General features: G+C 58.0%; 11 protein-coding genes. 6 read left to right on the top strand and 5 right to left on the bottom strand.

Annotation, left to right across the window (positions count from 1 at the left end):
* A complete protein-coding gene (gene xdhB / locus ABLO27_RS26600; RefSeq protein ID WP_353037131.1) occupies window positions 1–2,343 on the bottom strand; it encodes a xanthine dehydrogenase molybdopterin binding subunit in 2,343 nt (780 codons plus the stop codon).
* A 13-nt stretch (window positions 2,344–2,356) separates the two neighbouring features.
* Window positions 2,357–3,820, bottom strand: a complete 1,464-nt coding sequence (gene xdhA / locus ABLO27_RS26605) for a xanthine dehydrogenase small subunit (protein ID WP_353037132.1) — start codon at window positions 3,818–3,820, stop codon at window positions 2,357–2,359.
* A 228-nt stretch (window positions 3,821–4,048) separates the two neighbouring features.
* Here xdhA and ABLO27_RS26610 point away from each other — a divergent pair, with 228 nt between their 5' ends.
* A complete protein-coding gene (locus ABLO27_RS26610) occupies window positions 4,049–4,951 on the top strand; it encodes a LysR family transcriptional regulator (RefSeq protein WP_353037133.1) in 903 nt (300 codons plus the stop codon).
* Window positions 4,952–5,555: 604 nt separating this feature from the next.
* On the opposite strand, the gene ABLO27_RS26615 is transcribed toward ABLO27_RS26610, so the two are convergent.
* Complete coding sequence (locus ABLO27_RS26615; protein ID WP_353037134.1) at window positions 5,556–6,818, bottom strand: urate hydroxylase PuuD; 1,263 nt, start codon at window positions 6,816–6,818, stop codon at window positions 5,556–5,558.
* Between the two features lie 106 nt (window positions 6,819–6,924).
* On the opposite strand from ABLO27_RS26615, the gene ABLO27_RS26620 reads away from it, so the two are divergent.
* On the top strand, window positions 6,925–7,842 hold the full coding sequence (locus ABLO27_RS26620) for a LysR family transcriptional regulator (RefSeq protein WP_353037135.1): 918 nt from the start codon (window positions 6,925–6,927) through the stop codon (window positions 7,840–7,842).
* A gap of 98 nt (window positions 7,843–7,940) precedes the next feature.
* Here the strand turns inward: ABLO27_RS26620 and ABLO27_RS26625 are convergent, their stop codons facing one another.
* Window positions 7,941–8,519, bottom strand: coding sequence for a YceI family protein (locus tag ABLO27_RS26625; RefSeq protein ID WP_353037136.1), 579 nt, complete (start codon window positions 8,517–8,519; stop codon window positions 7,941–7,943).
* A gap of 152 nt (window positions 8,520–8,671) precedes the next feature.
* On the opposite strand from ABLO27_RS26625, the gene ABLO27_RS26630 reads away from it, so the two are divergent.
* Entirely contained in the window at window positions 8,672–9,148 is a 477-nt protein-coding gene (locus ABLO27_RS26630) for a MarR family winged helix-turn-helix transcriptional regulator (protein WP_353037137.1), read from the top strand.
* A 94-nt stretch (window positions 9,149–9,242) separates the two neighbouring features.
* Here the strand turns inward: ABLO27_RS26630 and uraH are convergent, their stop codons facing one another.
* Window positions 9,243–9,596, bottom strand: coding sequence for a hydroxyisourate hydrolase (gene uraH / locus ABLO27_RS26635; protein WP_353037138.1), 354 nt, complete (start codon window positions 9,594–9,596; stop codon window positions 9,243–9,245).
* A gap of 150 nt (window positions 9,597–9,746) precedes the next feature.
* Here uraH and puuE point away from each other — a divergent pair, with 150 nt between their 5' ends.
* From puuE to ABLO27_RS26650, 3 genes are all read left to right on the top strand, one after another.
* Window positions 9,747–11,162, top strand: a complete 1,416-nt coding sequence (puuE, locus tag ABLO27_RS26640; protein WP_353037139.1) for an allantoinase PuuE — start codon at window positions 9,747–9,749, stop codon at window positions 11,160–11,162.
* Window positions 11,159–11,668: an ureidoglycolate lyase gene (locus tag ABLO27_RS26645; protein WP_353037140.1), complete on the top strand. Its 510-nt coding sequence runs from the start codon at window positions 11,159–11,161 to the stop codon at window positions 11,666–11,668. The genes puuE and ABLO27_RS26645 overlap by 4 nt, the downstream gene beginning before the upstream one ends.
* 77 nt (window positions 11,669–11,745) lie before the next feature.
* The gene (locus ABLO27_RS26650; protein ID WP_353037141.1) at window positions 11,746–13,182 is read left to right on the top strand and encodes a nucleobase:cation symporter-2 family protein; all 1,437 of its coding nucleotides are present in this window, start codon (window positions 11,746–11,748) and stop codon (window positions 13,180–13,182) included.
* Window positions 13,183–13,406 lie beyond the last annotated feature (224 nt).

The raw sequence follows: 13,406 nt of genomic DNA on the forward strand, positions 1-13,406 counted from the left end.
CTATCCGCCGTTTCTCAGACGCTCGACCGCAAGCAGAACCCGTTCCGGCGTCGCCGGGGCGTCCAGTCGCGGGCATTCCCGGTAGTCAGCAACACTGGCAACCGCCATGGACAGGGCCTCGAACACCGAGATGCCGAGCATGAACGGGGGTTCGCCCACGGCCTTCGACCGTTTGATCGTGCGTTCCTTGTTCACGGACCACTCGGCCAGCGACACGTTGAACTCACGGGGCCGATCCGAGGCCAGCGGGATCTTGTATGTGGAGGGCGCATGCGTGCGCAGCCGTCCGGCGTTGTCCCACCACAGTTCCTCTGTGGTAAGCCAGCCCATGCCCTGGATGAACGCACCTTCAACCTGCCCCTTGTCCAGGATCGGGTTCAGGGAACGGCCGACGTCATGCAGGATGTCGGTCCGCTCCACGCGGTATTCTCCGGTAAGCGTGTCGACGGAAACTTCCGAACACGAAGCGCCGTAGGCGTAGTAATAGAAAGGACGCCCCCGTCCGGCTGCACGGTCCCAATGGATTTTCGGCGTTTTGTAAAAGCCGGCTGCCGACAGATGCACGCGTGCCAGATACGCCTGACGAACCAGGTCGTTGAACGAAATGGCATCCTTGCCGATCTGCACCATGTTGTTGCGGAAGCTGATTGTTTCCGGCTCGGTGTTCCAATGCTCGGCTGCAAAGGTGACAAGACGTTCCTTCAGTTGCTCGGCCGCATTCAGCGCCGCCATGCCGTTGAGGTCGGTTCCCGACGAAGCCGCGGTTGCGGAGGTGTTCGGAACTTTTTCCGTGGTGGTCTTGGTGATCTTGATGCGTTCGAAATCCACCTGGAATGCATCGGCGACAACCTGGGCGACCTTGGTGTTGAGGCCCTGGCCCATTTCCGTGCCGCCATGGTTCAGATGGATCGATCCGTCATTGTAGATGTGGATCAATGCTCCGGCTTGATTGTACCAGGTGGCCGTGAAGGAAATGCCGAACTTCACCGGGGTGAGGGCGATGCCCTTGCGGATGATCTTCGACTTGGCATTGTGCTCCAGAATGGACTGGCGACGAGCCTGGTAGTCGGAGTTCTCTTCAAGTTCCTTGATCAGGCGCGGCAGGATGTTGTCCTCGATCTCCTGGTGATAGGGGGTCAGGTTCCGTCCGTCGGTCTTGTCGCCATAGAAATTGGCCTTGCGAATTTCCAGCGGATCCTTGCCGAGCGCGTAGGCGATTTCTTCGATCATGCGTTCGGCTGCCACGACGCCCTGAGGCCCGCCGAACCCACGGAAAGCGGTGTTGGAAACCGTGTTGGTTTTCATGGGCTGGCTGCGCAGCAGCACATTCGGATAGTAATAGGCATTATCCGCGTGAAAGAGAGCGCGGTCCGTCACAGGACCGGAAAGGTCCGAGGAGTAGCCGCAACGGGCCGCGAAGTTTCCTTCGACCGCCTGAATGCGGCCGTCATTGTCAAAGGCAACGTCATAGTCGACGACGAAATCGTGGCGCTTGCCGGTTGCCGTCATGTCCTGATCACGATCCGGTCGGATCTTCACCGGACGGTTCCACTTCTTTGCGGCAACGGCTGCAACGGCGGCAAACAGGTTCATCTGGCTTTCCTTGCCACCGAACCCGCCACCCATGCGCCGGACGTTGACGGTCACGGCGTTGGACGGAACACCGAGGACATGCGCCACCATGTGCTGCGCTTCGCTCGGATGCTGCGTGGAGCAATGCACCACCACGTCGTCGTCTTCTCCCGGAAGCGCAAAGGCAATATGGCCTTCCAGATACATGTGGTCCTGGCCGCCGATCTGCATCCGGCCTTTCAGCCGGTTGTCTGCGGCCTCAAGTGCAGGAGCGGTCTCACCGCGTTCCAGCTTCAACGGAGCGGTGACAAAGGGATAATCCGCTTCCTGGGCACTGACCGGATCGAGAGCGTGAGGAAGGACGTCGTAATCGATCCTGGCAAGTTCGGCGGCGCGGCGGGCAGCGTCACGGTTTTCTGCAACAACAGCGAAGAGTGGCTGGCCGTGGAACTCGGTCTTTTCTGTCGGAAAGACCGGTTCATCTTTCTGGCCGGTCGGGCTGATGTCGTTGTGACCCGGAATATCGTCTGCGGTCAGCACACCAATGACGCCCGGAGCTGCCAGAACGGCGGAAAGATCCATGTCTTTCAATAGGCCGTGGGCAACGGTGGAAACACCCAGATAGGCATGCAGCGTGCCGTAGGGTTCGGCAATGTCGTCGCAGTAATCCGCGCGGCCGGTCACATGCTTCTCGGCACTGTCATGACGGCGGTCGACGTGAACGGCGCCGCTGATGGTCTGATCGGTGTCAGTGATTACGTCGTGTTTCATCGATCTCTCTCAGTCACGCGGAAAGCAGTTCGACCGGCTCGCCAGTCTGTTCGTCATGGGAAAGGAAGAAGCGCTGCAGCAGGTTGCTTGCGACGCTCGTCCGGTATTGCGCGGAGGCTCGCCAATCGCTTAGTGGGCTGAAGTCGGCTTCCAGGGCTTTTCCTGCCGCTGCAAACGTGGCCTCATTCCATGGCTGACCGCGCAGTGCTGCCTCTGCCGCCTCGGCGCGCTTGGGCGTACCGGCCATTCCACCGAATGCCAGGCGGCAATCGGAAACAACCCCGTTCGCGACGGTGACGCTGAAACCGGCGGCAACCGAGGAGATGTCTTCGTCACGGCGCTTTGAAATCTTGTAAGCGGCATTCAGCTGGCCGGGTTCGGCGCGCGGTATGACAATGGCTTCCACGAATTCGTCAGCCGCCCGGTCCTGTTTGCCGTATTCGATGAAGAATGCTTCCAGCGGCAGCGTCCGGCGGGACTTGCCCTTGCGAAGCGTGATGACGGCGCCAAGAGAGATCAGGACCGGCGGCGTATCGCCGATGGGTGAACCGTTGGCAATGTTGCCGCCGATGGTGCCCATGTTGCGGACCTGCTGGCCTGCAATGCGATCCCAATAGGCATCCAGGTGCGGGAAGACCTTGCGAATGGCTCCCTGGGCTTCCGAATAGGTGACGCCTGCGCCGATTTCCAATGCGCTGTCCGTCAGTTTGATCGATTTCAGTTCGTCAAGATTGTTGATGAACACCGCCGGGCCGATGGGACGCATGAATTTGGTGACCCAGAGGCCGACATCTGTCGAACCCGCAACGATCGTGGCATTCGGCCACTCGCTGAGAACGTCGGCAAAGTCGCTGACATTTGCCGGTACGATTGCCCGGTTGTCTTCCGGACCGGTTATGACCCGGCGACCATCGTCAAGTGCCCTGAGGCGATCTGCGATTGCTTCGCGTTCAACCGTCAGGAAGTCATTTGCCGGAGTGCCGTAGCGATTGGCCGCCATCGCTGCCGCAATGATTGGCTGGTAGCCAGTGCAGCGGCAGAGGTTGCCCTGGATTGCCGTTTCGACCTCTTCTTCGGTCGGTTCGGAATTTTCCATCCAAAGCGCATAAAGCGACATGACGAAACCGGGTGTACAGAAGCCGCACTGGCTGCCATGGAAGTCGACCATCGCCTGCTGGATCGGATGCAGACCGCCATTCTCGCCGCGCAGGTGCTCGATGGTGACAACGTGACAGCCATCGAGAGAGGCAAGAAAGCGGATGCAGGCATTGACGGTTTCATACTTCAGGACGCCGCCGTGCAAGCGGCCAACGAGTACGGTGCAGGCACCGCAATCTCCCTCGGCGCAGCCTTCCTTGCTTCCGGTCAGGCGGCGCTCCAGGCGAAGGTAGTCCAGCAGCGTCTTGTCCGCCGGGACATCCTGGACAGCCACATCGGCGCCATTCAGCAGAAACCGGATTTCGTTACGGTGGTTCATCGCGTCCTCGGAGTTTTCTCGTCTCGGTTGGCGACGGTACTGCTCGGGACTGCTGCGAAAAATCCGACTTATCCGGAAATTATTTCAACATTTTATTGAAAATGACCACGCGGCATCCATGCGAAACTGCCATTCATGCCCATATGAGGAATACCGGCGCGTTGTTGGCAGAGCCAGGACAAGACACTGCAACAACACGCGATTTAAGGACAAGAGGGAGAGCGTCAGATGGCCTATCTGGAAAGCCTGCGGGTCTTCACGCGTGTTGTCGAACTCGGCAGCATTACCTCCGGCGGACGCGACCTGAGATTGACACCTGCTGTCGCCAGCAAGCGCATAAAGGAGCTTGAAAAGCACCTGGGCGTGCGTTTGTTCAACAGGACAACCCGCTCTCTGACGCCAACTGAAGTCGGCAAGGTCTTCTACGATTATGCTGTGAAAGCGCTTGAATCGATCGAGGATGCCGAAGCTGCCGTCGCAAGTTTTTCAGACACGCCGCGCGGGGTCATCAGAGTGACTGCACCGCTTGGTGCTGGCAGGCGGATCATCGCGCCACTCGTGCCGCGCTTTGTTGAGGAATTTCCTGCGACGGAAGTGCATATGCGCCTTTCCGACCGTAAGGTCGACCTGATGTCGGACGGTCTGGACGTGGCGTTTTTCATCGGCACGCCGCAGGACTCAAACCTGAAGCTTCGCAAGATCGCCGATTGCCAGCGGGTGCTTTGTGCGTCTCCCGGCTATCTAAAAAAGCATGGCACACCGAAATCGCCTGATGATCTCCTGAGTGAGGATCATAATTGCCTGCTGCTGCGCTATCCGCGTTCACCTGAGTATTTCTGGGTTCTGAAAACGGAAGAGGGACCGAGAAAGCTTCAGGTCGCTGGCAAATACGATGCCGATCACGGCGACGTCCTCACCGACTGGGCTCTGTCGGGATATGGCATCGTCAACAAGCCTCGCTTCGATGTTGCTCAATATCTGCAGAGTGGAGATCTCGTCGAAGTTCTTACCAACACGCCCCCTCTGCCAACCATCTTTGGCTGCCTCTATCCTCATCGGCGCCTGCAGGATCCCAAGATCCGGCACTTCGTCGACTTCGTCATCAAGCACGCGGATGTGGGTGCTGACTGAACCCGCGAGTGTGGACTCCCGCGGCGGGTATCCTCGACTTGATGTTTAGCCTTGGGAGATTGTTGATACTTGTTCGGCGACATAGCTGACAGGCTTTAAATAGCGTTTAGATCGATTTGAGCGACAGGAACAGGGCGAGCCTGTTCTCGCAAAGGGCACCGCGTTCCCCCGTCATGCCGGACAGCGTGGCGCGAAAGCGCTATCGCTTGATCCGGCATCCAGACGTAAGTGTGAGCGTAGCGAACGCCGAAACCGATTAAGTCGACAGATTTGAAGAAGGCCGCACTTCCAGCGCGAAATTTATCTGGATTCCGGATCTGCGTTCGGCTTTGCCTCACTTGTCCGGAATGACGATCCGAGTGTTGGAAGGCCTGGATGCTGAGGTGGCCGAGCAAACAGGCAGGTTACCTGCCGATTGACGTTCGGGCTGCAGCGCAGTTGAGACCCGGGATCCAGCGCTGACGTCTACCACGATCTCATTTCCCGTCAGATGGCGGCTGGATATGTGTGGGCGCAGGGAAACCGGGAAGCATTGACAGTCCAAATCAAAAAAAGCGCTCTCCCTTGCAGGAGAGCGCCTTGTCCGTTTCGTGTCAGCAGGGCCTTACCTTGAAGCTACGCCGAAGGGCAGATCTCTCTTGGCATTGCGGTACCACTCGATCACCTTCTTGCGTTCGTCCTCTTCCATGAAGGAGACGTTTGCAGGAGGCATGGCATTGGTGACGCCTGCCTGGAGATAGATCTGCTGAGCGGCGCGGGCAACGTCTGCCTTTGTTTCCAGAACGATGCCTTTCGGTGCCCAATGGATACCCTCATAGAACGGCTCCCGGGCATGGCACATGGCGCAGCGACCGGGCACGATGGCCATGACATCGTCAATGCCTTCCGCATTGGCATAGACCTGCTCAATCGGTGTCAGGGCGCGCGATTCTGAAACATCGTAGCTGTCCTCGCTCCACATCGGAGCCATGCTGAGGTGAATGATGCCGACGAACAGGATCGCGGTGACCAGCCAGGTCCAGGTCGGATTGCCGGCGCCTGCGTGGTTGGTGTTGAAGTAATGCCGGATCGAGACACCCATCAGGAACACCAGGGCAGCGATCACCCAGTTGTATTCGCTGGCAAATGCGAGCGGGTAGTGGTTGCTCAGCATCAGGAACACGACCGGCAGCGTCAGGTAGTTGTTGTGGGTCGAGCGCAGCTTGGCGATCTTGCCGTATTTCGGGTCAGGCGTCCGTCCTGCCTTCAGGTCTGCCACGACGATCTTCTGGTTCGGGATGATGATGAAGAAGACGTTGGCCGACATGATCGTTGCCGTGAAGGCGCCAAGATGCAGCATCGTCGCCCGGCCGGTGAAGATCTCGTTGTAGCCCCAGCCCATCGCAACCAGCATGATGAACAACAGGATCATGAGCAGCGTCGGGCTGTCACCAAGTTTGGACTTGCAGAGGAAGTCGTAGACAAGCCAGCCGATGCTGAGCGAGGCGGCCGAGATCAGGATGCCCTGCCACAGAGCGAGATCAGCCTTTTCAGGATCGATCAGGTAGAGTTCACCGCCGACCCAGTAGATGATCATCAAAAGGCCCGCACCGGACAGCCAGGTCGAGTAGCTCTCCCATTTGAACCAGACCAGGTGATCCGGCATGTTTTCCGGCGCGACCAGATATTTCTGGATGTGATAAAAGCCGCCGCCGTGAACCTGCCATTCCTCCCCGTGCGCACCGACAGGCAGATGCGGCACCTTGCGCAGGCCAAGGTCAAGCGCGACGAAATAGAATGACGAGCCGATCCACGCCATTGCGGTAATGACATGCAGCCATCGGACGGCAAATGCCAGCCAATCCCAGATGATGGCGATATCCAACATGATGTCTCCTCCGAAACAGAATTCTGAGCTGAACCTAGCCGATCTTTAAATTTTCTGGTATCTCGGCATAATCCTAGCAGTTTCAAAAAAATCAGAATAATCAGCGATGGCCTATCTGGAAAATATTCGGACTTTCCTGCGTGTTTATGAACTCGGCAACATGTCGGCCGCTGCGCGCGACCTTCGAATATCGTCCGCCGTGGCCTCGGCGCGGGTGTCTCAGCTGGAAGAACACCTGAATGTCCGGCTGTTTCAGCGCACGACGCGGGCCCTCAGTCCAACGGAGCACGGCAACCTTTTTTATCGCGGCGCGACCAAGATCATCGAGGCTGTTGAAGAAGCCGAAGCCGAAATTTCCAACGTGACCCTGTCTCCACGCGGGACATTGTTCGTGGCCGCCCCGATAGGCATGGGGCAGCGGTTGATTGCACCGGTCATCCCCAAGTTCAAGGAAGCTCATCCGCTTATCGATATCCGTCTGAGACTGTCCGACCGTAAAGTCGATCTGACGGGAGAGGGGCTGGATGCAGCCTTCTTCTTGGGGCTACCGGAAGATTCCAACCTGAAAATCCGCAAGATTGCCGATTGTTCTCGTATTCTGTGCGCTTCACCAGACTATCTGACACGCAAGGGGACACCATCCAGCATCGAGGATCTGTCTTCAGGTCAGCATGATTGCCTGAACATGCGCTATCCCGGAGCCCCGGAATTCCAGTGGCCGCTGCAAACGGAGGAGGGGGTCAAGCGTGTCGCTGTGTCCGGCCCGTTTGAATCGGATCATGGCGATGTCCTGACCGGCTGGGCGCTGGACGGATATGGGATTGTTTTGAAGCCGGTTTTTGAAGTGGCTGACTACCTGGCCTCTGGCCAGCTCGTTCCGGTACTGGAAAACGAACCGCCAATTCCGGTGCAGATGGCCTGTCTCTATACGCACCGTAGGCGCCAGGACCCCAAGGTCCGGCTGTTCATCGACTACATGGTCACCCATATTCAAAGTGCGCTAGCGGAATTGTCCGGCAAGTAGGGAGCTTGCATGTGGCAGAAGAAACAAAAAAAGCCGCCCGCAGGCGGCTTTCGACAATTCTCTACAGCGTAGCTTGGTGACGTTTGCCGGCTGTCTGGTTACTGGGCCCGCATCTCGGTCGAAATGCGAATGGTGATCGGGCCGGTGGAGAACGGACCGACGCCGAATTCCATATGGTCGAGCGTCGTGGATGCCTCGAAAGCAATCCATTCGCCTTTGTAGTAGTCGAGGCTGGCACCGACCGGATGCGGTCCGATGTGAGTGAGTTTCGTATCCAGAGTAACCGGCTTTGTGGTTCCGTGGATGGTCAAGTCGCCCGTCACCTTGGCCGTGTCTTCACCGGTCCGTTCGACACCCGTGCTGACGAAGGTGATTTCCGGATAGGTCGCCACTTCAAAGAAGTCCGCGCTGGAAAGATGTTCATCCAGAGGCTTGAAGCCGGTCGCAAGGCTGTCGGCCTTGATGGTCACGTTCAACTTGGCGTCTTCAACATTTTCCGGGTCGATATCCAGTGTGCCGTCAACGGTGGTGAATTCACCGGACTGGGTGGAAACACCTGCATGCGACCACAAGAACTGAACTTCGGTGTGACCCTGATCGGTCTTGTAGGTTGCGGCCATGCTGGCCGGTGCAGCCAACAGGGTTGCGGCGATGCAAATGGGGGCAAGTCTGATCATCGCAAATCTTTCCTTTTCATGTTCAATCCGGATTGCCTACGGTCGGATGGCATCTTGAATTTCGCTGCATCCGAAATAGATGCTATGACATCTATCAGAATGAAGGCCGGGAAAAAACCGGTCCCTTACCAGTTCACTGAAACTTGAAGACAATGAAGCCAAGCGACCGCGAAACCGAAATCTGGATCCTGCTCAACCGGGCTCACCGGCTTGCCCACCGCGAAATGGAAATTGAACTTCGAGAGAAGGGACTGCCACCACTTCGCGTTTATGATCTGCTGTGGGGCGTGGAAATGTCAGGCGATGAAGGCGTCCGCGCCTATGAATTGACGAAGTGGCTGTTGTTCGAGCAGTCCAACCTGTCGCGTCTGTTGGCTCAGTTGGTGTCAAAGGGGCTGATCCAGGAAACCGTGTTTGCCGAAGATCGCCGCGGCAAGATCCTGCACGTCACCCCCGAGGGTGCGAAACTGAGGAAGCAGATGTGGGAGGTCTATGGCCCCGGTATTCATCGACATATGAAGGAAATGGCTTCAGCGGCTGATCTGGAAGACTTCCTTGAGCACTTACTCGAGGCAGGAGGCGGTCCGATCGCGCGACCGGATGACTTACAGGCGAAAGAAAAAGTCTGAGCCCGTCGCCCACTGTTTTTGAGATCGCGACCATGTCCGGACAAGCGGGGACTGGATCCGCGCAGATACAGTCCCCGTCCGCTTCGACTTGGCCCTAACTACCCCGATAGGTCGAATAGCTGAACGGAGAAACCAGCAGCGGCACGTGATAGTGCGCTTCTTCGGACATGCCGAAACGTAAAGGCACCACATCAAGAAACTTCGGCTCATCAGCAGTGACGCCGCGTGCATCGAAATATGCGCCGACATGAAAGACGAGCTCGTAAGCCCCTGTTCTGAACTCATTTGCAGGAAGAATGTGACTGTCCGTGCGCCCGTCGTCGTTGGTTTCGAGGCTGCGGATATAGGTGCGCTCGTTTCCGGAAATTGCGTAAAGATCGATTTTGATCCCCTTGCCGGGGCAGCCATGCGCCGTGTCGAGCACATGTGTGGTCAGATATCCGGCCATATGGCCCTCCCTTGAAACTTCATTCGCGCGCATGATGATCCGGTGTGCCTGTAAAGGGCACATTCCGTTATCCGAAAGCACTTTCTTGAATTGCAAGAAAGTCATCTGCATTGTTTTGCTTTATAAGAAGAAAAAATACGGAGGTCAGTCTTGAATCGGTATCCTCGTAACTTGCGTGGCTATGGTCCCAATCCCCCCGATCCGCAGTGGCCGGGTGGTGCGAAGGTCGCTGTCCAGTTCGTGTTGAACTACGAAGAAGGCGGAGAAAACTGCGTTTTGCACGGAGACGCGGCCTCCGAGGCTTTCCTTTCCGACATTCCAGGTGCGGCCCAGTGGCCGGGACAGCGCCACTGGAACATGGAATCCATGTATGAATATGGCGCGCGGGCCGGTTTCTGGCGACTGCACCGCCTGTTCACCCGGGCCGGTATTCCCCTCACGATCTATGGCGTGGCGTCAGCTCTTGCCCGCAATCCGGAGCAGGTCGAAGCCATGAAGGAAGCCGGCTGGGAAATCGCCAGCCACGGCCTCAAATGGATCGAGCACAAGGACATGCTGCCTGAAGAGGAAAAGGCGGCGATCGAGGAAGCTGTCCGGTTGCACACGGAAGTTGTCGGGGAACGCCCGCGCGGCTGGTACACCGGCCGCTGCTCGGAAAACACCGTGAGACTCGTGGCGGAAGAGGGTGGTTTCGACTACATCTCCGATACCTACGATGACGACCTGCCTTACTGGCTGGAAATCGGCGATCGCGCCCAGCTGATCATTCCCTATACGCTCGAAGCAAACGACATGCGCTTTTCGGTGTCTCCGGGGTGGAGTGATGGTGACGACTTCTTCAACTATCTGAAGAACGCCTTTGACGTTCTTTATGCCGAAGGGCAATTCGATACACCGAAGATGATGTCCATCGGGTTGCACTGCCGCCTCATTGGCCGGCCAGGCAAGATCGCGGCTCTTCAGAAATTCATCGAGTACATTCAAGCGCGCGAAGGCGTCTGGTGCCCTCGCCGGATCGAGATTGCCGAGCACTGGGCGGCAAACCATCCGCCGCAGAAATCCTTGCGCCCCAGCCGGATGGACAAGCCGGAATTTGTCGAACAATTCGGCAGCATCTTTGAGCATTCGCCGTGGATCGCCGAGCGGGCATTCGACCTGGAACTCGGCCCGGCGCATGATTGCGCAGCAGGCGTTCTGAATGCGCTGTGCCGGAAGTTCCGGACAGCCAGCGAAGAAGAACGCCTGGGGGTTCTGACGGCTCACCCGGATCTTGCAGGCAAGCTCGCTCAGGCCGGGCGCCTGACGGCGGAAAGCACGTCCGAACAGGCAAGTGCCGGCCTGGACCTTCTGACGGATGAAGAGCGGGAGACATTTACCCGCCTTAACGACGCCTATGTCGAAAAGCATGGCTTCCCGTTCATCATTGCGGTCAGGGACAACAACAAGGCCTCCATCATGGAAGCCTTCAAGCGCCGGATCGACAATGACCGGGCGACGGAGTTCAACGAAGCCTGCCGCCAGGTGGAGCGCATTGCCTATCATCGGCTGAAGGATCTTCTGCCGTGACCGGAACCGTGGCCCCATCCGCCTTGACCGCGAAGCCTCTGACGAAGGAAGACTTTGCGCCCTATGGCGATGTCATCGAGGTTAGCGGCGCGCCCGACAAGATCATAAATCAGGGCAAATGTGGCAGGCATCACGACCTGGCGAAACTGGATTTCGGCACAGGGCAGGCTGGCATCAGCCTGTTCGACGCCGAGGCACGTAACCTGCCTTACACTGTCGAACTGGTCGAGCGGCACCCTGAAGGCAGCCAGGCATTCATTCCGCTTGATGGCGTCCCGATGCTCGTCATTGTCGCTGACGATGACAACGGCAAGCCTGCAAATCTTCGGGCCTTTGTCAGCCAGCCGGGACAATCGATCAACTTGCATAGAGGAACATGGCACGGCGTTCTGGCCCCGCTCGGGAAAGCGGGCCGCTACGCTGTTGTCGACCGTATCGGGGACGGAGCCAATCTGGAGGAACATTGGTTCTCCGATCCCTGGATTGTGGAGGCAGCCGAAGGATAAGACGCGCTTCTACTCCCGGATGACTTCTGCCCGCCAAATGAGGCGGAAGCGTCCACTTGACCTTCTGAGGAGTACAAATGGACAGCTCAACGATAGGGACCGCAGAACAACTGCGCGATCCCAACTACACGCCGCCTTTGGTGAAGGCGGTGCCGCTTGGCATTCAGCACGTGCTGGCAATGTTCGTGTCCAACGTGACACCAGCCATCATTGTTGCCGGTGCCGCCGGATTCGGGTTTGGCACAAACTCGCCTGATTTTCCGGAACTGCTTTACCTGATCCAGATGTCGATGGTGTTTGCCGGGGTTGCGACCCTGCTGCAGACAATGACACTCGGCCCTGTTGGTTCGGCCCTGCCCATCGTGCAGGGGACGTCCTTTGCCTTCCTGCCGATCATGATCCCGATCGTGGCGGGCAAGGGTGTGGATGCGCTTGGCGCACTGTTCGGCGGCGTGATCATAGGCGGCTTCTTCCACGCCGCGCTGGGTCTCTTCATCGGCAAGATCCGCTTTGCCCTGCCGCCGCTTGTGACCGGACTTGTCGTAACCATGATCGGTCTGGCGCTGGTCAAGGTCGGCATCCAGTATGCCGCGGGCGGCGTACCGGCAATCGGCACCCCGGAATACGGATCCCTGCTGAACTGGTCGGCAGCTGCGGTGGTCATCTTGGTGACGCTCGGGCTCAAGTTCTTCGCAAAGGGGATGCTGTCGGTTGCCGCGGTCCTGCTGGGCCTGATTGCCGGCTACATCTACGCCCTTCTGACCGGCATGCTGAGCTTCGAAGCGATTTCCGGGTCCTGGTCGAATGCCGCAGTATTCGCCCTGCCGCAGCCCTTCAAGTACGGCTTTGAGTTCTCACTGGCCGCCGTGATCGGCTTCTGTCTGATGGCATTTGTTTCCGCGGTCGAGACCGTCGGCGACGTTTCCGGTGTCACCAAAGGGGGCGCAGGCCGTGAGGCAACCGACAAGGAAATCGAAGGCGCAACCTACGCCGACGGTGTGGGAACGGCGCTTGCCGGCTTCTTCGGTGGTTTCCCGAACACCTCGTTTAGCCAGAATGTCGGACTGATTGCCATGACCGGTGTGATGAGCCGTCACGTGGTGACCTTCGGTGCGATCTTCCTGATCATCTGTGGCTTGATCCCGAAGGTGGGCAGCGTGATCCGCACAGTGCCGATCGAGGTGCTCGGCGGCGGCGTGATCGTCATGTTCGGCATGGTTGTCGCGGCAGGTATCTCCATGCTGTCGGACGTCAACTGGAACCGGCGCAACATGGTCATCTTCGCGATTTCCCTGTCCATCGGTCTCGGCCTGCAGCTGGAGCCGGGCGCTCTGCAGCATATGCCCGACACGGCGCGCATCCTGTTGACCAGCGGCCTTTTGCCGGCTGCGGCGATCGCTATCGTTCTCAACCTGGTGCTGCCGGAGGAGCTTTCCGAAGAATCCACCGAGGAAGTTTCCGGTGGTTTGGCAGGCCATGGCAAAGGTTCTCTGCCGCACGAAGATCCGGCGTAATCGCGTCAGGCATCCAAGAAAGAAAGGGCCGCGTCAGCGGCCCTTTTTGTTTGTGGAGTTTGTCGTTGTCATATCGCTGGGATTGATTCCCTCTTGCATGCGAATATCGCCGCGAAATCAATTGGGAACTTGTAGGCCGTTCTATTGGGTTTGCGATGGCGTATCTGGCTAGCAGTGTTTGGAAAGGTTGTTGGCAACACGCAGAAAGTTAAGGAGAAAATCAC

Origin of the sequence: Roseibium sp. SCP15 (assembly GCF_040329435.1) — a bacterium.
GTDB lineage: Bacteria > Pseudomonadota > Alphaproteobacteria > Rhizobiales > Stappiaceae > Roseibium.